The sequence below is a fragment of the Aeromicrobium sp. P2_G6 genome, from assembly GCF_056403535.1.
Genome location: NZ_JBFUFH010000004.1, coordinates 391620 through 407508, shown reverse-complemented (window position 1 = coordinate 407508; position 15889 = coordinate 391620). Strand labels below are relative to the sequence as shown.

Genomic DNA, 15889 nt, shown 5'->3' with positions numbered 1-15889 from the left:
TCGACGAGGCCCACATATGTCTGAGGGTCCTTCTAACGTCGTCGATGACCCGCCGCCCACGAGCAGAAACGGAAGCCCACCATGGCACAGCCCAACAGTTCCCTCGCCACCGCAAAGGACAGGGACAAGTCCCTCGAGAACGCAATGGCCCAGATCGACCGTGCCCACGGCAAGGGCGCCGTCATGCGGCTGGGTGACCAGGCCCGCGCGCCGATCGAGGTCATCCCCACCGGCGCCACGGCGCTCGACATCGCACTGGGCATCGGCGGTCTGCCGCGCGGCCGTGTCGTCGAGATCTACGGCCCTGAGTCCTCCGGCAAGACGACGGTCGCCCTCCACGCGGTGGCCAACGCCCAGAAGGCCGGCGGGGTCGCTGCCTTCATCGATGCCGAGCACGCGCTCGATCCTGAGTACGCCAAGCGGTTGGGTGTCGACACCGATGCGCTCCTGATCTCCCAGCCCGACAGCGGTGAGCAGGCGCTCGAGATCGCCGACATGCTGATCCGCTCCGGCGCACTCGACATCATCGTGATCGACTCGGTGGCCGCGCTCGTGCCTCGTGCTGAGATCGACGGCGAGATGGGCGACAGCCACGTGGGTCTGCAGGCCCGTCTCATGAGCCAGGCGCTCCGCAAGATGACCGGTGCCATCAACGGCTCGGGCACGACCGCGATCTTCATCAACCAGCTGCGCGAGAAGATCGGCGTCATGTTCGGCTCGCCCGAGACCACGACGGGTGGCAAGGCGCTCAAGTTCTACGCCTCGGTCCGCATGGACGTGCGTCGCATCGAGACGCTCAAGGACGGCACCGACATGGTCGGCAACCGCACCCGCATCAAGGTCGTCAAGAACAAGCTCGCCCCGCCGTTCAAGCAGGCCGAGTTCGACATCATGTACGGCCAGGGCATCAGCCGCGAGGGCAGTCTGATCGACGTCGGTGTCGAGGCTGGGATCGTCCGCAAGGCCGGCGCCTGGTACACCTACGACGGCGACCAGCTCGGCCAGGGCAAGGAGAAGTCGCGCCAGTTCCTCAAGGACAACCCGGATCTGGCCGAGGAGCTCGAGAAGAAGATCTTCGAGCACATGGGCATCGGCGCACAGGCCGACAAGCCTGCGCTTGAGGTCGTCGAGGAGCCCCCGACCGACATCGAGTTCTGACCCATGCCGCGCACTCCTGTCGAAGAGATGACGCCGGAGGAGCTCACGAGCTTCGCCAAGGAGGTCGTGGTGCGCAAGCTCAGCGAACGAGCGCACAGCCGGAGCGACCTTGCTCAGGCACTTGCCAAGAAGCAGGTGCCTGAGGGGGTCGTCGAGGCAACGCTCGCCAAGTTCGAGGCGGCCGGGTTGATTGACGACGAGGAGTTCGCGCGGTCGTGGGTGCAGGCCCGCCAGCGCGGCAAGGGACTGTCGTCGCGTGCTCTCGCGATGGAGCTGCGTCGCAAGGGTGTCGACGACGAGATCTCCAAGGAGGTCCTCTCCGAGATCGACCCCGACGCGGAGATCCAGGCGGCCCACCGGCTCGTGCAGGCCAAGCTCCGGTCGATGTCGCGCTTTGACGACACGACCAAGATCCGCAGGCTCACCGGCATGCTGGCCCGCAAGGGCTATTCACCGCAGGTCTCGTTCGATGTGGTGCGACAAGAGCTCGGCGCCGAGGCGCAGGCCCTCGACAGCATGTAGGTCTGTTCCTACGCTTCAGAGCCATGCACGCATTCGAGTTCCGTCGTCTGGTCGATGCCGACCTCGACAACCTCGTGCGGTGGATGGCCGCCGAGCATGCACAGCCTTGGTTCTGGGACGAGCCTCGGTCCGTTGAGGGGGCTCGCACGATCTACGCGAAGGAGCTCGCAGGGACGAGCCCCACGCGCATGTGGGTCGTGCTGCTCGACGGTCGGCCGATCGGCTACGTCCAGGACTATCCGGTCAAGGCGTATGACGATTACGCCGTGAGAGTCCAGGACCTCGAGGCGATCGCGTTCGACTACCTCATCGGCGAGCCCGATCTGGTCGATCGCGGCATCGGCACGCTCATGATCACGGCCTACTGCCGGGACGTGCTGTGCCGGGATTACCCCGACGCGCCGCGGTTCGTGGCGAGCCCCGATGTGCGCAACAAGCGGTCGATCCGGGTGCTCGAGAAGTGCGGCTTCACCCCGGGGCTGTGGATCCAGCCAGAGTCCGTGCAGTACCCCGAGATCGTGTGCACGGCGTCCCGCACGGTGTTCGAGTGACTGCGGGTCGCTAGAGCGTACGCCGCAACTTCTCGACGATCTCGACCTCGGCGTCGTAGTAGGCGAGTCCCCAGTCGGCGACTCGTGCGGGATAGGCCACGGCTTCTCGGTCACCGAGCATCTCGCGGACCGCCTCGAGCTCCTTGCGACGCGAGATCACCGCGTCGACATATCCGTCGAGCATCGCCTCGACTTCGCCGGGTCCCATCAGGCTGCCCATCATCAGACGCAGAGCGATGGGGTGCTTGAGCATTGGGAACTCTTCTTGCTTGGAAGTGTGCAGCCACGCGGTCAGTGCCTCGCGGCCATCGGGGGTGATGAGGAACCGACGCGTGGTGCGCTTGCCGCTCGTGTCGTCGACCGCCTCGACGAATCCGTTGCGGCGGAGTCGGTCGAGCTCGGTGTAGATCTGGCTCATCGCGGGGGACACCCAGTAGAACCGCAGCGTGCGATCCGCGCGCTGCTTGAGCTCGTAGCCGGTCAGCCCGTGCTCCGACGTCTCGCTGTCGAAGACCAGGAGACCCAACAAGGCGTACGACGTCGTTGACACGCTGCTGGACACGGATCTAGCGTACTGTTCCAATTAGGAACACGTATGGAGGCGGAGCGAGATGTCCGACACGGTCCTACTGGCAGGAACCCGCAAGGGACTCTTCATCGGCCGTTCGGACGCCGACCGCTCATCGTGGACCTGGGACAAGCCGCAGTTCCCGATGGAGGAGATCTACTCCGCGGCCATCGACACCCGTGGTGGGATTACCCGGCTGCTGGCAGGGGCAACGAGCCCTCACTGGGGGCCGCAGGTGTTCCGCTCCGACGACCTCGGGCGCACGTGGGACGAGACCAAGGGCGGTGCCGTGCGGTTCCCCGAGGAGACCGGCGGGGCGCTCGAGCGCGTGTGGCAGCTGCGGCCCGCTCCTGACGGCCAGGACGGAGTCGTCTACGCCGGGACCGAGCCCTCCGCGCTGTTCCGCTCGACGGATCGCGGCGAGACGTTCGAGCTCATCCGCGGCCTGTGGGATCACCCGCATCGACCCAACTGGCAGCCGGGTGGTGGTGGGCAGGCGATTCATACCGTCCTGCCGCATCCTGCGGACCCCGACGTCGTCACGGTCGCGATGTCGACGGGCGGTGTCTATCGCACCGAGGACAGCGGCGAGACGTGGAATCCGTACAACCGCGGCATCAGTGCCGAGTTCATGCCCGGAGAGACGCCGGAGTACGGGCAGTGCGTCCACAAGGTCGCGATCGACGCGGGCGATCCTGACCGGATGTATGCGCAGAACCACGGCGGTGTCTTCCGCACGGACGACGCCGGCCAGTCGTGGCAGTCCATTGCCGACGGGCTCCCGGCCGACTTCGGCTTCCCGATCGTCGCGCACCCACATCGCCCCGGCACCGTCTACGTGTTCCCGCTCGTCGCCGCCATCGAACGCTTCCCGCCGTCGGGCAAACCCGCCGTGTGGCGGTCGGACGACGCCGGCGAGACGTGGCAGGAGACCGGCCCGGGACTGCCGGCCGAGGCTCACACGGCCGTGCTGCGCGATGCCTTCGTGTCGGACCAGGCCGATCCGCTCGGTCTCTACATCGGCACGCGCCACGGTGCGATCTGGGCCAGCAACGACGAGGGCGGGACGTGGGCCGAGATCCGCAGCAACCTGCCAGACGTGCTCTGCGTACGCGCCGCCGTGATCTGAGACTCGTACCGCACAACCGCTGGTTACTCACTGGTAACCTCGGCCCATGTCCTCCACACTCGATCTGTACAAGAAGCTCACCGCGCTGCCGCAGGGCAGGCGGTTGTTCTCGATCGCGTACGGCCAGAAGGCGCCGTACTTCTCGTCGATCCACCTCGAGGTGCAGGAGATGAAGCCCCACCTCGGTCAGATCAGGATTCCCAAGCGCCGCTCGGTCAAGAACCACATCGGGACCGTCCACGCGATCGCCGCCTGCAACGGTCTCGAGGCAGCGATGGGCCTGCTCGCCGAGGCGACGTGCCCGCCCGACATGCGCTGGCTGCCCAAGGGCATGGAGGTCAGCTATCTCGCCAAGTCGACGACTGCGCTGACCTGTACGGCCGAGAGCACCGAGGCCGACTGGGCCGGCGGCCCGGACGTGCCGATCAAGGTCAAGGCTGTGACAACCGACGGCACCGTGACGGTCGAGGGCACCATCCACCTGTGGGTGACGCCCAAGCGCTGAGCCTGAATTCCCCGGCGTTGCTGGGGCAAGCGCGCCTGGCTGTCAACTGTGTGAAGCACGCCACAGTGGGTACGGCCCTCTCGTTACACGGATCTGGAGGGATCTGTGGCGAAGGGAGCGTTTGATGTCTACCACCGCAAGAGTGGGTTCAGCAGTGGCCGCAGGTTATCTGCTCGGCCGATTCAAAAAGCTACGGTTGGCGCTGGTCGTCGGTTCGGCGCTGGCCAACAAGGATGTCCGCAACTCGGGCAAGGGCCTCCTGCAACGAGGTGGGATCGGTCTGGGGACCGGCGGTCTCACCCAGCAGGTCAAGTCCCAGTTGATGGATGCCGGCAAAGCCGCGGCCGTGAGTGTCGCGGCGTCGAAGATCAACAGCCTCAGCGACCGCCTGCAGGAGCGCAGTGAGAACCTGCGCGGCGGGGGCAGGTCGAAGGCCGACGACGAGGAGGTCGACGACGTTCGTGACGAGGACGAAGACCTCGACGAAGACGAAGACGACGTCGACGAGCCGACCGACGAAGAAGAGGACCAAGAGGGCGACGAGGTCGAGGACGAGGAGTCCGATGACGAGGAGGCGGAGCCCGAGGACGAGTACGAGGACGAGCCTGAGGACGAGTACGAGGAGTCCGAAGAAGAACCGGACGAGGAACCCGAAGAGGAACCCGAGCACAATCGCCGTAGTTCCCGCAGGCGTCGTACCGCCGCTCCGGTAGGAGGAGGTGCGTGATGGCCACCAACAAGCAACGCGACACTGATGACGACAAGTCCGGCGGGCTCACCTCGGAGCTTCCGATCGATCGACTCCTCGAAGCCGTGAGCGGCTTCGGTCAGGCGCTCGGCGAGCGCGGGGTGGCGAAGATCGGCGACGGCATCGAGTCGATCAGCAACAAGTTCGGCGACCTCGGCGAGGGCAACGGAAGCGTGAAGTCCAAGGCCGTGGCGGGCATGGCGAAGGGAGCCTCGCCGGTCAAGGCCGGTGCCGAGGCAGTCGCCTCCAAGGTCAAGGACTCGGTCGGCGGTGCCGTCGAGAACGTCGGCGACGGGATCGGCAGCGCAGTCGGCGGTCTGACCGGCGGCAACGGAGGCAAGAAGTCCGACGACGGCGGAGGCAAGAAGATCAAGGTCACCAACATCGTCGAGTCCGTCGATGTGCCCGTCCCCCGTGAGGTTGCCTACGAGCAGTGGACTCAGTTCGAGGAGTTCCCGTCCTTCATGAAGAAGGTCGAGAACGTCACGCAGGAGGATGACGACACGCTCACCTGGCAGGCGCAGATCTTCTGGTCCCACCGCACGTGGAAGGCCAAGATCATCGACCAGGTGCCCAACGAGCGCATCGTCTGGAAGTCGCAGGCCGAGAAGGGCAAGGTCGACGGTGCTGTCACGTTCCACGAGCTGGCGCCAGACCTGACGCGTGTGCTGGTCACGCTCGAGTACCACCCCAAGGGTTTCTTCGAGCACACCGCGAACATGTGGCGCGCCCAAGGTCGCCGGGTACGCGTGGAGCTCAAGCACTTCCGGCGGTACGTCGCGACGCAGACCCTGCTCAGTCAGGACGACGTCGACGGCTGGCCCGGTGAGATCCACGACGGCAAGGTCGTCAGCAAGGGCGTCAGCAAGGGCGGCGGCGGCAAGCAGAGCTCGAAGTCGAGCGGCGGCGGGTCGACCAAGGCCAGCAGCAGCGGTGGCGGCAGGAAATCCGCGTCGAGCTCGACGAAGTCGTCGTCGGCCAAGAAGTCCACAGGCTCCAGCACGAGCAACAGTGGATCGTCTGCCAAGAAGTCGACCGCCAAGAAGTCGAGCTCGAGCTCATCGAACGGCGGCTCTGCGAGGAAGTCGACGGCCAAGAAGTCCACGGCCAAGAAGTCGACCGCCAAGAAGACGCCGGCCAAGAAGACGTCGTCAGCGCGAAGCAGCGGCGGTGGGTCCGCGACCCGCAAGCGGGCGGCTGCCAAGACGGCGAGCTCGCGCCGGTCGTCCAGCAGTAGGTGATCGCCGTGGCCGATGGAAACGAACGAGTCCGTCAGCTGGAGGAGGAGATCTCCGAGCTGGAGGAGGACGTCGATCGCTATCGCACTGCCATGGAGGACGCCTTGCAACAGCTCGACTGGTGCATCGGCTACTTCGTGGGATCCAACAAGCAGGGGCTGGCCAAGTCCCTCGGCAGCAACCGTTCATACATCCGCAAGCACATTCTCAAGGTGCCGGAGCAGCCTCTTCCTGAGGTCGACGGCACGGACAGGAAGTGACAGCCATGACCATGACGCACTCGAGCAACCGCTACCTCGACCGGCCTGCACCGAGCAGTCTGGCGGACGTCATCGACACGATCCTCGACAAGGGGCTGGTGATCGACATCTATGTCCGGGTGTCCCTCGTCGGGATCGAGCTCCTGACGATCGACGCCAGGATCGTCGTCGCGAGCGTCGACACGTACCTCCGATTTGCCGAGGCGGTCAACCGCCTCGATCTCACCGAGACCGAGACGCACGGCATCCCCGAGCTCATCGAGGGGGTGACCCAGTCGGGCGCCAAGGGCAAGACGTCCGGCGCGCTCGAAGGAGTGAAGGAGAAGCTCGGCGAAGTCTTCTCGGACGATGACGAAGACGAAGACGAGGACGAGGAGGACAAGGAGCCGGCGCCACGGCGCTCGAGCGGCGCGAAGAAGACCGCCGCGCGTCGTCGGCAGAGTGACAGGAAGTAGGCATGGCTCTCCACGTGTATGGCGTCGTAGGCGCCACGGGGGCAGTGCCGGGCGAGCTCGTCGGTCGCGCCGGTCAGCCGGCGCGGATCGTCGGCGACGACAGTCTGCGGGTCGTCGTCGGCGAGGTCGAGGAGGACGCACCGGTCAAGCGCGAGGACCTGCTGGCGCATGCCCACGTGCTGGAAGCGCTGGCTGAGTCCATGACGGTTGCTCCGATGCAGTTCGGCGTCGTCATGCCCGACGAAGAGACGGTGCGACGTGAGCTCCTGGCGGAGAGACGCGACGAGCTGCTCGAGCTGCTCAGGATATTCGACGGTCTGGTGCAGCTGACCATCACTGCGGAGTTCGCGGAGGACGAGGCGTTGCGGGAGGTCATGCAGCGTAATCCCGAGCTCGTGGCGTTGCGTGATGTCGTACGCCGTGGAGATGCTCCCGATCACCAAGCGTGGGAGGTGCAGCTCGGCGAGGCCGTCGCGGCAGACCTCGAACGGCTTCGAGACAGCGATGGCGCCTACATCACCGACCAGGTCGCGGCTCATGCCCAAGCGGTCGCGCCGCAGGAGGTGCGCGGCGCCTTGCAGGTGGCCAACGTCGCACTGCTCGTACGGCGTGACTCCCGCAGCGCCCTCGACCAGACGGTGGCGGTGCTCCGCGAGGACCTGCGCCCCCGCGTCCGGCTCCGCTACGTTGGGCCGCAACCGCCGTATGCCTTCCTCGACGCCGTCCGGACCGGGGAGCTGACATGGGCCTGATCAGCAACCTCTTGCTGCTGCCGCTGGCACCCGTTCGTGGTGTGGTCTGGGTCGCCGAACAGATCGAGGAGGAAGCCGAACGCCAGTGGTACGACCCCGCGACGATCAACGCTGCGCTCGACGACCTCGACGCGCGCCGCGAGGCTGGCCTGATCTCGGACGAGGACGCAGACCGGCTGGAGGAGGAGCTCGTGCGGCGACTGATGGAGGGAGGCCGACATGGTTGACATGGCCAAGATCGGCCGGATCGTCCTCGACGAGCTCGAGGAGCTGGTGGGCTGCCCGGCCGAAGGCATCACGGGCGTACGCAAGGATGGCGAGGGCTGGGTCGTGACAGCCGAGGTGCTGGAGCTGGAGCGCATACCGGAGACAACCGACGTGATGGGCAGCTATGAGGTCACGGTGCAGGAGGACGGCACACTGACCGGCTACCGGCGCGTGCGCCGCTACTTGCGGGCCCAGGTGGAGGACTGATGACCGAAACTTCGCAGTCGCCTTCCCAGTCCCCGGTGTTCGTGGGGCGCGGGCAGGCCCCGCAGGCGCAAAGCCTCGCTGACGTCCTGGAGCGTGTGCTCGACAAGGGCATCGTCATCGTTGGCGACATCCAGGTGCGCCTGCTCGACATCGAGCTGCTGACGATCAAGGTGCGGCTCATGATCGCGTCCGTCGACAAGGCCCGCGAGATGGGGATCAACTGGTGGGAGGGCGACGCGTTCGTCAGCAGCCTCGAGGGCGACGAGGACAAGGACAAGTCCGAGCTCGGCAAGGACAAGGGCAAGCCCGAGCTCGATGTCCAGAAACGCCTCGATGCGCTCGAAGCGCGGATCGCGGAGTCCGAACGTGAGCGCGCCTAGTGACACGGTCGTGCATGCGTACGGGCTGGTGCCGGCCGGCGCCACGATGACCTGGCCTGGCGCCGGCATCGACGGGACACGTGTCACGGGGCTCGAGCTCGATGACATGACCGTGGTCGTCGGGCACCTGGAGGCCGACCGCTACGGCGAGTCGGCCTGGGCGGAGTACGGTCAGGATCCGCGGTGGCTCGAGCCGGTCGCGCGCGAGCACCACGCGGTCCTGCAGGACCTGATCGAGCAGGGTGATGTGCTCCCGCTGCGCCTGCCCGGGATCTACACAACGGAGGAGACGCTGCGTGCCTCGGTCGCGGCAGCCCGGGATGCGCTCAAGGCGGCACTGGAGGAGGTTCGCGGCCACGCGGAGTGGTCGGTGCACCTGTTCCAGGGCGCGACAACGGTAGAGCCGGAGGAGCCCAAGGCGACGAGCGGTAGGGACTACCTCGAACGCCGCAAACGCGAGGGCGAACGGCGCGACGAGGCGCGCAATCGACGGGACTCGCTGGCAGGCGAGGCGTACGAGGCGTTGTCGAAACAAGCCAGCCGGAGCCGGCTCAACTCCCCGCAGGATCCCGCGCTCAGCGGTCGTGAGGAGCCGATGCTGCTCAACAGTGCCCACCTCGTGCCGCGAGGTGAGGAGAGCGCGTTCTTCGCGGTTGCCGAGGAGACCAATGCGTACATCGCGGCCGAAGGCGACCTCTTCCTCGAGGTCAGTGGTCCGTGGCCGCCCTACAGCTTCGTCGGCGATCTCAACCCGGAGGTGTCATGACAGCGGGTCAGGTCTCGAGAGGCAATGATGTCGCGCTGGTCGACCTGGTCGACCGGCTCATCGATGGCGGCGTCGTGATCGGTGGCGATCTCGTGCTCTCGCTCGCGGGTGTCGACCTGGTCTATCTCGGCCTACGGCTCGTGCTCGCACCGGCACACGACGTCGCCGAGGGCCTTCCGTACGTCTCCGGGAGCGGTGACCGCTCGTGATGCTCCTTTACGCCGTGCTGCCGCAGTCGTCCGTCGCGCTGACCATGGAGACCAAGCGACTGCATTTCCATACATCAGGATCGCTGATGGTCGCCGTCGGTCCGCGCGAACACGCGCCCGAACGCACGATGTCGGAGGTGCTCGCGTTCGGGAGGGTGCTGCGCCGCATCTGGGAACGCAGCCCGCTGCTGCCGATCCGTTTCGGCACCGTCGTGGCCGACGTGGACGAGCTCGAGCGAACGATCGATGAGCACCGCGAGCTGTGGCAGGAGCGGCTCGACGCCGTCGCCGGCCACAGCGAGTTCATCGTTCACGTACCGGCTGCCGACGGCGACCGTGCGGTGGCGGGAGCCGTCGGCAGCCGCTCGGGTCGCGAGTACCTCGCTCGTCGCGCTCAGACTCTGGAGCACCACAGGTCTCGGGTCGACGAGCTGCAGCGCAGGCTCGAGCCGTACGCGGATGAGCGGACGACGCTTCCGGGCGACGGCGGGCGTATCGCCTTCCTGGTGCGCGACGAGCACGTCAGCGATGCGCAAGCCGCGATCGCTGCGTGGTCGAACGACCTGGTGAACGAGCCCGTCGAGGTCACGGGCCCGTGGCCACCCTTCAGCTTCTGCCAGGAGGTGGGCGCATGACGTCGCGGGACTCGGATGCCTACTGGCCGTTCGACGATGAAAAGGACGTCGACCTGCCCTCGGCGCTGAGCCGACGCGTCAGTGCCGACCCGGAGACGGTGGAGAAGGGCCTGGTGCAGCTCGTGCTCACGATCGTCGAGCTCCTGCGCCAGCTGATGGAGCGGCAGGCGATCCGGCGGGTCGAAGCCGGCGGTCTCACCGACGACGAGGTCGAGCGGCTCGGCCAGACCCTGATGTTGCTCGACGAGAAGATGACCGAGCTCCGCGAGCACTTCGACCTGACACCTGAGGACCTCAACCTCGACCTGGGCCCGCTGGGGCGGCTGCTGTGAGGCGTACGTAACGCCGGTCACATCGCGTCGTTGGATCTTCCAACATACGAGGGAGACCGACGATGCGCCGTACGACGATCGCCACCATCTTCTGCGCGTTGACGTTGGTCGCCGCGTCCGCGATCGGTATGGGGCCGGCATCCGCCTCCTCGCCGTACGCTCCGCTGAGCCAGCCGGGTCCCCGGCTCAGCGTGCTGACTGCCACGCTCAAGGCTGCGCTGGAGTGCAGCGGCGACTTCGCGCACTCGACGCTTCAGCCGGTGCTGCTCAACCCGGCGACCGGGGTCACGGCCGACGAGAACTTCTCGTGGAACTACGAGCGCGCGTTCACCGCACAGAAGCGGCCGTGGTGCGCGATCCACATGCCGGCGCACACCCTCGGCGACATCCAGGTCGCGGGCGAGTACCTCGTCTACGCGATCCGCACGATGCGGGCGAAGTCGACGCGGGACATCGCGGTGCTCGGCCACAGCCAGGGCGGTATGTCGATGCGGTGGGCGCTGCGGTTCTGGCCCGACACCCGGTCGATGGTCGATGACATCATCGGCATGGCCGCGTCCAACCACGGCACGACCGTGCTGCCGAGCTGCATCGTGGGACTCACCTCGTGCCTGCCGGCGGTGTGGCAGCAACAGGATGACGCCGCGTTCATCGAGGCGCTGAACAGCCGTGCCGAGACCTTCAAGGGCATCTCCTACACGGAGGTCTACACGCGTACCGACGAGGTCGTGCAGCCCAACACGGACAGTGCGACGGCGTCATCTGCCCTGCACACCGGGGAGGGCGCCATCACGAACGTCGCGACGCAGGATGTTTGTCCGCTCGACGTCTACGAGCACCTCATGGTCGGCACGATCGACCCAGCGGCGTACGCCCTCGCGATGGACGCGCTCAGCCACGCCGGCCCGGCGCAGGTCTCGCGCATCAGCCCGCTGGTCTGCCTGCAGCTTTACCAGCCCGGTGTCGACCCCCTGAACGTGCAGAACTACCTGCAGGTCCTGTCGGCCGCCCCGGGCCTGATCAGCGTCCCGTTGCCGAACGTGAACCTCGTCGGGGTCGAGACCGTGCCGAGCGAGCCGAAACTCCGTTGTTACGTCTATGTAGGGGGCTGCTGATCGGCGATTTCGGCACCATGCCGGAGCCCCAACCACCACACTGAGTGCGTGAGCATCACGGAGTCGCCGCCGCAGCGCGTCGATGAAACCGACCACGAGGGCTACGCAGTTGGTTGGCTGACGGTGGGGTTGATATTCGCGCCCCTCGGCGCGGTGATCGGTGTCTATCTGGTTCTCCGGTCGACCCGGTGGTCACACCGGTGGAAGCTCGCCGTGCTTGCATTGCCACTCGCGCTCAACGTCGTGGCCAAGACGTTCCCCAACTCCCTTCCAGATTGGGCCTTCATCCTCGTTCCGATCGCCACGATCGGTCTGGTCTTCCGGGCCGTGCACGTGCTCGAGGCAGCCGCCCAGCGCGGGTCGGGGCAGCGGCGCGCGGGCAGGCTCAGCGCCTTGGTCATCGCCGCGGCGCTCGTATGGATGACTTCATTTCCGCTGGAAAGACTGCACGCCATCGGCTCGTACGACTACCACGACGACATCGTGGCCGCCGCCCACGATGCCGATGCCGCCGGGGAACCGTACGGCGTCATCACCGAGTCACTTGTCAACGGTCAAGACGAACACACGGTTGAGACCATCCAGCGTCTGGTCGGGCCGGGCAACGCCCGATTCGTGGCGATCTTCGACGAGCTCGAGGCCAAGTCCGGTGGCTTCGAGAGCTTCAAGCTCTCGCCGCAGCAGCTCGGCACCTGTTATGTGTTCCCGGTCGTCGCCTCGCGACACAAGGGGGTCGAGAGCGTCACCGATCTGTCCCGACAGTGCACCGGCCCGTCCGAGGCGGGCTCGACGGTGCGCGTCAGCAACCGCTGAGCTCACTGAGCCTGGGGGAGTACGACTGACGTCGCGCTTCCACCGGGCCAGCAGCTGAACCCGATCGGGATCTTCTGCCCTTCCTTGACCATCTCGTTGAGCGTGTCGAGGCATTGGCTGACCAGCACGTTGGGGTCCTTGCTGACCGACTTGCTGAGGCGCTCGTTGGCGCGAGCCTGCGCCGTGGCGGTCTGCTCGCGCTGGGTCGCGATGCGGGTGTTGGCGACCTCGGCCTGGTAGAGGTTGATCTTGCTCTGGGTCGGCTTGTCGAAGTGGATCAGCGGAATGATGACGTTCTCGATCTCGATCTGATCGCCGACCTGCTCGCGCAGGCGCTCGGCGACGTCGCGGGAGAACTCGTTGAGGTTCGGGTTCGTCGGGTTCTGGTCGTCGTTCTGGATCTCGCTCAAGGGGTTGTAGTCCGACAGCACCTCGTTCAGCGCAGCGGTGAGCTCACGGGTCACGAGCGACTTCCGGATGTTGTCCATGTCGCGGTAGTCCTTGTAGAGCGCCTCGCCCGCAGCGAGCTTGATGCGCCAACGGATCGAGTTGTCGACGCACGCAGTCGACTCGTTGCCGATGCGGATGTCTGTGCAGCCTTCGTCGTTCTTCTCCAGATATGAATCGGTCTGGATCGCACCGTCGAGCGTCTTGACCTTCTCCCACGGCAGCTTGGCGTGAATGCCGTTGTCGAGGTTGCCGACAGGCTTGCCGAAGCTCGTCACGATTCCGATGTCGCGGGTCGGCACGACGGTGAAGACCGAGAGGATCAGCAGGAGCAGAGTCAGGCCGAACGCTGCCGTCGCGGACAGCGTCAGGGTCCGTCGCAAGACGGATGCCTGGGCCGTGCGTGATCTGGCCACCAGCAGGCCGAGCGCGACGATCAGGAAGAAGATCGTGAGGACGAACGTGGATGCCATGCCGCTCCTTGGGTCATTCCCTCCGGGAGCCTGAGCCTAGGAGACAGTCGGTCGTGCGGCACCCGAGACGCGCGAAAGCGCGGGATGTGTTTGGTCGATGATGCTTCGGGTAGTGCATCGACTCCCGACCACAGGAGATTCTCGATGGCCCGCAACACCGTTTCCCGTTCACTGCACGACCTCGGACTCGCTGCCTGGTTCGGCGGCACGTTGGCGAACGCCATCGCTCTGAACCCCGCCGCCTCCGCTGCGCAGAGCGAGTCCGACACGGGCGCCGTGGCCAATGTCGGCTGGGACCGCTGGACCCCAGTCAACGCCACCGCCATCGGTGCACACGTCGTCGGCAGCCTCGGCCAGATCCAGGGCAATCTCGGGCGCATCCAGGCACAGAAGGGCGTCGCGTCGATGGCCCTGGTCAAGACCGGCCTCACCGCCGCCGCGCTGGGCGTCACGGCCTACAGCCGGGTCCTCGGCCGGAAGGTCTCGGAGCACACGCGCGTACCCGCAGAGTCGGGCACGGAGCCCGCGGCCTCGACACCTCCCGACGTCGCCGCGGCTCAGAAGCAGCTCCGGATGCTGCAGTGGGCTGTGCCGGCGGTGACTGGCGCACTGGTCGTGATCAGCGCGTTCGCGGGTGAGCAGGAGCGCGCCTCGGAGGTCAACAAGGGCTTGGTTCAGAGGATCGTCGGGTAATTCAGGGAGACAGTCGGTCCGCCCGCCGGCGAGGGCAGACAGGCCTATGCTTCAAGGGTGTACCGCTGCCGCGGCGCGCGGGCGGAGGTGCACCAGCATGCCGATCGACGATCCGACTGTCTTTGCGAGTCTTGCCGAGTCCTTGGCCGACGTCGACGGTGTCACCGAGACGATCGACCAGATCGTGAGCTTCGCGGTCCAGGAGATCGACACGTCGTACGGCGGCATCACGCTCGTCAAGTCGGGCGGCCGGACGTACCAGACCGTCGGGGCGACCCATCAGTCCGTGGTCGAGGCCGACCGGATCCAGTACGAACTGCGGCAGGGCCCGTGCGTCGACGCCGCGGTGGACTCCAAGATCGTCGTGTCGTCATACCTGGCGACCGACGAGCGGTGGCCGAATTGGGGCCCGAAGGCCAGTGCCCTCGGGTTCAACAGCGTGCTGTCGGCCGAGCTGCACGCGCGTGGACGTCGGATCGGCGCGCTCAACCTCTATGGCACCTCGGAGGCGACCTTCACGCCTGAGGACATCGCCCTGGCTGCGCTGTTCGCCCGTCAGGGAGCACTGGCGCTTGGGTACGCCCGGAGCGAGGAGGGCCTCCGCGAGGCTCTCGAGACGCGCACGGTCATCGGCCAGGCGCAGGGTGTACTGATGGAGCGCTTCGAGATCGACGCCGATCGCGCGTTCGCGACCCTCCGCCGCTACTCGCAGCACCACAACATCAAGCTCAAGGCACTGTGCCACCAGCTGGTCGAGACTCGGGCGCTGCCGCAGCAACCCGATGAGGCGCTGTCCGAACCGGCGTGACTGGTCAGAACGTACGCCCGTTACCTCCGCGCCAGTTGATCTTGGACAGCCCACGGCTGATGAGGAACCCGACCGTCAGCAGCGTGACGTAGAACCAGGCCTGCGATGCGCTGAAGCCGGGCCCCGGGCCGTCCTCGTCGATGATCGCCGAGGTGATGAAGACGCCAAGGACTGCGAGGACGTACAGGATCATCTCGATCGTGATGTACGCCGACTGTGAGCCGGTGGAGACGCGGAGGTCCCCGAGGTCGCGGGTGTCGCCGTCGTCGTCGCCTCGCTGATGCCGCGGGTCTGTCGGGTCGTTGCTGGTCATGGCGGTCCCTCTCTGCCTGTGGATCGAGCTAGAAGCTCGTCACGAGGGTTACCCGCGGCGTCGTAGAGCCAAACCGGCTCGCGGTGACCTGGCGATCAGTCCTGGATGTTGATGTCAGCGATGTGAAGAACCCTGTCGATCTCTTCGAAGTCCACCCAGACTCGGACAGGGCCAGTGCGTGGTGGTGAGTTCGCGATCCATCCAGCGCCAAGTGCGTGCAGCTCTTCCATCGTGAGGTGCCGGCGGATGGCGAGGATCGCTGAGCCACGCCCTGCCAATGCCTCAGGAAGAACCGCCCAATCGCGCTGCCACCCGGCAAGGGCCTCCTCTGCGAACAACAGCCACAGGCGATGGTCGACGTCCATCGTCGCCAGGGCTTCAGTAGCTTCCTCTCGCTCCGACCACTTGAGAAGGTCTCGGCCGTCCTCGAGCTCGCCGACGATCCAGTCGTTGGCCCATTCCCGCCTGTTGTCCGGGCTCATCATTGTCATCGCGCGGTGCATGCTCTCCGCCTCGAACACTGCCACGCAGAACTGTTCGAGCAC

25 protein-coding genes are annotated in these 15889 nt (G+C 66.4%); 21 read left to right on the top strand and 4 right to left on the bottom strand.

Features of this window, described 5'->3' with window-relative positions; translation table 11 throughout:
• The first annotated feature begins 81 nt into the window (after positions 1-81).
• From recA to AC1DVU_RS15455, 3 genes are read left to right on the top strand one after another with little or no spacing between them, the layout of a single operon-like run.
• Positions 82-1158 (top strand): recombinase RecA, encoded by a 1077-nt coding sequence (gene recA / locus AC1DVU_RS15465; RefSeq protein ID WP_476923339.1) that lies wholly within the window; start codon positions 82-84, stop codon positions 1156-1158.
• A gap of 3 nt (positions 1159-1161) precedes the next feature.
• Positions 1162-1680: a regulatory protein RecX gene (locus tag AC1DVU_RS15460; protein ID WP_476923338.1), complete on the top strand. Its 519-nt coding sequence runs from the start codon at positions 1162-1164 to the stop codon at positions 1678-1680.
• A 23-nt stretch (positions 1681-1703) separates the two neighbouring features.
• Positions 1704-2231, top strand: a complete 528-nt coding sequence (locus tag AC1DVU_RS15455; RefSeq protein WP_476923337.1) for a GNAT family N-acetyltransferase — start codon at positions 1704-1706, stop codon at positions 2229-2231.
• Between the two features lie 10 nt (positions 2232-2241).
• Here AC1DVU_RS15455 and AC1DVU_RS15450 read toward each other — a convergent pair whose 3' ends face one another.
• Complete coding sequence (locus tag AC1DVU_RS15450) at positions 2242-2793, bottom strand: PadR family transcriptional regulator (RefSeq protein WP_476923336.1); 552 nt, start codon at positions 2791-2793, stop codon at positions 2242-2244.
• A 49-nt stretch (positions 2794-2842) separates the two neighbouring features.
• Between AC1DVU_RS15450 and AC1DVU_RS15445 the strand changes: the two genes are divergently transcribed.
• From AC1DVU_RS15445 to AC1DVU_RS15370, 16 genes are all read left to right on the top strand, one after another.
• On the top strand, positions 2843-3928 hold the full coding sequence (locus AC1DVU_RS15445; RefSeq protein WP_476923335.1) for a WD40/YVTN/BNR-like repeat-containing protein: 1086 nt from the start codon (positions 2843-2845) through the stop codon (positions 3926-3928).
• Positions 3929-3974: 46 nt separating this feature from the next.
• The gene (locus AC1DVU_RS15440) at positions 3975-4433 is read left to right on the top strand and encodes a hotdog fold domain-containing protein (protein WP_476923334.1); all 459 of its coding nucleotides are present in this window, start codon (positions 3975-3977) and stop codon (positions 4431-4433) included.
• Between the two features lie 124 nt (positions 4434-4557).
• The gene (locus AC1DVU_RS15435) at positions 4558-5160 is read left to right on the top strand and encodes a hypothetical protein (protein WP_476923333.1); all 603 of its coding nucleotides are present in this window, start codon (positions 4558-4560) and stop codon (positions 5158-5160) included.
• On the top strand, positions 5160-6422 hold the full coding sequence (locus AC1DVU_RS15430) for an SRPBCC family protein (RefSeq protein WP_476923332.1): 1263 nt from the start codon (positions 5160-5162) through the stop codon (positions 6420-6422). The genes AC1DVU_RS15435 and AC1DVU_RS15430 overlap by 1 nt, the downstream gene beginning before the upstream one ends.
• 5 nt (positions 6423-6427) lie before the next feature.
• Positions 6428-6679 carry a hypothetical protein gene (locus tag AC1DVU_RS15425; protein ID WP_476923331.1) on the top strand — a complete coding sequence of 84 codons (252 nt, stop codon included), beginning with the start codon at positions 6428-6430 and terminating at the stop codon, positions 6677-6679.
• A 5-nt stretch (positions 6680-6684) separates the two neighbouring features.
• Positions 6685-7134, top strand: a complete 450-nt coding sequence (gene gvpJ / locus AC1DVU_RS15420) for a gas vesicle protein GvpJ (RefSeq protein ID WP_476923330.1) — start codon at positions 6685-6687, stop codon at positions 7132-7134.
• A 2-nt stretch (positions 7135-7136) separates the two neighbouring features.
• The gene (locus AC1DVU_RS15415; protein WP_476923329.1) at positions 7137-7886 is read left to right on the top strand and encodes a GvpL/GvpF family gas vesicle protein; all 750 of its coding nucleotides are present in this window, start codon (positions 7137-7139) and stop codon (positions 7884-7886) included.
• A complete protein-coding gene (locus AC1DVU_RS15410) occupies positions 7877-8113 on the top strand; it encodes a gas vesicle protein GvpG (protein WP_476923328.1) in 237 nt (78 codons plus the stop codon). The genes AC1DVU_RS15415 and AC1DVU_RS15410 overlap by 10 nt, the downstream gene beginning before the upstream one ends.
• A complete protein-coding gene (locus AC1DVU_RS15405; RefSeq protein WP_476923327.1) occupies positions 8106-8360 on the top strand; it encodes a gas vesicle protein GvpO in 255 nt (84 codons plus the stop codon). The genes AC1DVU_RS15410 and AC1DVU_RS15405 overlap by 8 nt, the downstream gene beginning before the upstream one ends.
• Complete coding sequence (locus AC1DVU_RS15400; RefSeq protein ID WP_476923326.1) at positions 8360-8740, top strand: gas vesicle protein; 381 nt, start codon at positions 8360-8362, stop codon at positions 8738-8740. Before AC1DVU_RS15405 ends, AC1DVU_RS15400 begins: the two co-directional genes overlap by 1 nt.
• The gene (locus AC1DVU_RS15395; RefSeq protein WP_476923325.1) at positions 8727-9506 is read left to right on the top strand and encodes a GvpL/GvpF family gas vesicle protein; all 780 of its coding nucleotides are present in this window, start codon (positions 8727-8729) and stop codon (positions 9504-9506) included. The genes AC1DVU_RS15400 and AC1DVU_RS15395 overlap by 14 nt, the downstream gene beginning before the upstream one ends.
• Positions 9503-9715: a gas vesicle protein gene (locus AC1DVU_RS15390; protein WP_476923324.1), complete on the top strand. Its 213-nt coding sequence runs from the start codon at positions 9503-9505 to the stop codon at positions 9713-9715. Before AC1DVU_RS15395 ends, AC1DVU_RS15390 begins: the two co-directional genes overlap by 4 nt.
• On the top strand, positions 9715-10350 hold the full coding sequence (locus AC1DVU_RS15385; protein ID WP_476923387.1) for a GvpL/GvpF family gas vesicle protein: 636 nt from the start codon (positions 9715-9717) through the stop codon (positions 10348-10350). The genes AC1DVU_RS15390 and AC1DVU_RS15385 overlap by 1 nt, the downstream gene beginning before the upstream one ends.
• Positions 10347-10682 carry a gas vesicle protein K gene (locus AC1DVU_RS15380; RefSeq protein ID WP_476923323.1) on the top strand — a complete coding sequence of 112 codons (336 nt, stop codon included), beginning with the start codon at positions 10347-10349 and terminating at the stop codon, positions 10680-10682. Before AC1DVU_RS15385 ends, AC1DVU_RS15380 begins: the two co-directional genes overlap by 4 nt.
• A gap of 62 nt (positions 10683-10744) precedes the next feature.
• Entirely contained in the window at positions 10745-11797 is a 1053-nt protein-coding gene (locus tag AC1DVU_RS15375; RefSeq protein ID WP_476923322.1) for an esterase/lipase family protein, read from the top strand.
• Between the two features lie 48 nt (positions 11798-11845).
• Positions 11846-12610, top strand: a complete 765-nt coding sequence (locus tag AC1DVU_RS15370; protein WP_476923321.1) for a hypothetical protein — start codon at positions 11846-11848, stop codon at positions 12608-12610.
• A 2-nt stretch (positions 12611-12612) separates the two neighbouring features.
• Here the strand turns inward: AC1DVU_RS15370 and AC1DVU_RS15365 are convergent, their stop codons facing one another.
• Positions 12613-13530 carry an SPFH domain-containing protein gene (locus AC1DVU_RS15365; protein ID WP_476923320.1) on the bottom strand — a complete coding sequence of 306 codons (918 nt, stop codon included), beginning with the start codon at positions 13528-13530 and terminating at the stop codon, positions 12613-12615.
• Between the two features lie 144 nt (positions 13531-13674).
• On the opposite strand from AC1DVU_RS15365, the gene AC1DVU_RS15360 reads away from it, so the two are divergent.
• Entirely contained in the window at positions 13675-14223 is a 549-nt protein-coding gene (locus tag AC1DVU_RS15360; RefSeq protein WP_476923319.1) for a hypothetical protein, read from the top strand.
• 97 nt (positions 14224-14320) lie between these two features.
• Complete coding sequence (locus AC1DVU_RS15355) at positions 14321-15031, top strand: GAF and ANTAR domain-containing protein (protein WP_476923318.1); 711 nt, start codon at positions 14321-14323, stop codon at positions 15029-15031.
• A gap of 4 nt (positions 15032-15035) precedes the next feature.
• Here AC1DVU_RS15355 and AC1DVU_RS15350 read toward each other — a convergent pair whose 3' ends face one another.
• Both AC1DVU_RS15350 and AC1DVU_RS15345 read right to left on the bottom strand, forming a co-directional pair.
• Complete coding sequence (locus AC1DVU_RS15350) at positions 15036-15344, bottom strand: hypothetical protein (protein ID WP_476923317.1); 309 nt, start codon at positions 15342-15344, stop codon at positions 15036-15038.
• 95 nt (positions 15345-15439) lie between these two features.
• Positions 15440-15889 (bottom strand): hypothetical protein, encoded by a 450-nt coding sequence (locus AC1DVU_RS15345; RefSeq protein ID WP_476923316.1) that lies wholly within the window; start codon positions 15887-15889, stop codon positions 15440-15442.

Bases quoted from the DNA above. Each gene is read 5' to 3' on its own strand.
- AC1DVU_RS15385 (WP_476923387.1), top strand. From the start codon at position 9,715: ATGCTCCTTTACGCCGTGCTGCCGCAGTCGTCCGTCGCGCTGACCATG.
- AC1DVU_RS15390 (WP_476923324.1), top strand. From the start codon at position 9,503: ATGACAGCGGGTCAGGTCTCGAGAGGCAATGATGTCGCGCTGGTCGAC.
- gvpJ (WP_476923330.1), top strand. From the start codon at position 6,685: ATGACCATGACGCACTCGAGCAACCGCTACCTCGACCGGCCTGCACCG.
- AC1DVU_RS15380 (WP_476923323.1), top strand. From the start codon at position 10,347: ATGACGTCGCGGGACTCGGATGCCTACTGGCCGTTCGACGATGAAAAG.
- AC1DVU_RS15350 (WP_476923317.1), bottom strand. From the start codon at position 15,344: ATGACCAGCAACGACCCGACAGACCCGCGGCATCAGCGAGGCGACGAC.
- AC1DVU_RS15405 (WP_476923327.1), top strand. From the start codon at position 8,106: ATGGTTGACATGGCCAAGATCGGCCGGATCGTCCTCGACGAGCTCGAG.
- AC1DVU_RS15445 (WP_476923335.1), top strand. From the start codon at position 2,843: ATGTCCGACACGGTCCTACTGGCAGGAACCCGCAAGGGACTCTTCATC.
- AC1DVU_RS15400 (WP_476923326.1), top strand. From the start codon at position 8,360: ATGACCGAAACTTCGCAGTCGCCTTCCCAGTCCCCGGTGTTCGTGGGG.
- recA (WP_476923339.1), top strand. From the start codon at position 82: ATGGCACAGCCCAACAGTTCCCTCGCCACCGCAAAGGACAGGGACAAG.
- AC1DVU_RS15365 (WP_476923320.1), bottom strand. From the start codon at position 13,530: ATGGCATCCACGTTCGTCCTCACGATCTTCTTCCTGATCGTCGCGCTC.
- AC1DVU_RS15430 (WP_476923332.1), top strand. From the start codon at position 5,160: ATGGCCACCAACAAGCAACGCGACACTGATGACGACAAGTCCGGCGGG.
- AC1DVU_RS15360 (WP_476923319.1), top strand. From the start codon at position 13,675: ATGGCCCGCAACACCGTTTCCCGTTCACTGCACGACCTCGGACTCGCT.
- AC1DVU_RS15455 (WP_476923337.1), top strand. From the start codon at position 1,704: ATGCACGCATTCGAGTTCCGTCGTCTGGTCGATGCCGACCTCGACAAC.
- AC1DVU_RS15410 (WP_476923328.1), top strand. From the start codon at position 7,877: ATGGGCCTGATCAGCAACCTCTTGCTGCTGCCGCTGGCACCCGTTCGT.
- AC1DVU_RS15435 (WP_476923333.1), top strand. From the start codon at position 4,558: ATGTCTACCACCGCAAGAGTGGGTTCAGCAGTGGCCGCAGGTTATCTG.
- AC1DVU_RS15375 (WP_476923322.1), top strand. From the start codon at position 10,745: ATGCGCCGTACGACGATCGCCACCATCTTCTGCGCGTTGACGTTGGTC.
- AC1DVU_RS15355 (WP_476923318.1), top strand. From the start codon at position 14,321: ATGCCGATCGACGATCCGACTGTCTTTGCGAGTCTTGCCGAGTCCTTG.
- AC1DVU_RS15440 (WP_476923334.1), top strand. From the start codon at position 3,975: ATGTCCTCCACACTCGATCTGTACAAGAAGCTCACCGCGCTGCCGCAG.
- AC1DVU_RS15415 (WP_476923329.1), top strand. From the start codon at position 7,137: ATGGCTCTCCACGTGTATGGCGTCGTAGGCGCCACGGGGGCAGTGCCG.
- AC1DVU_RS15460 (WP_476923338.1), top strand. From the start codon at position 1,162: ATGCCGCGCACTCCTGTCGAAGAGATGACGCCGGAGGAGCTCACGAGC.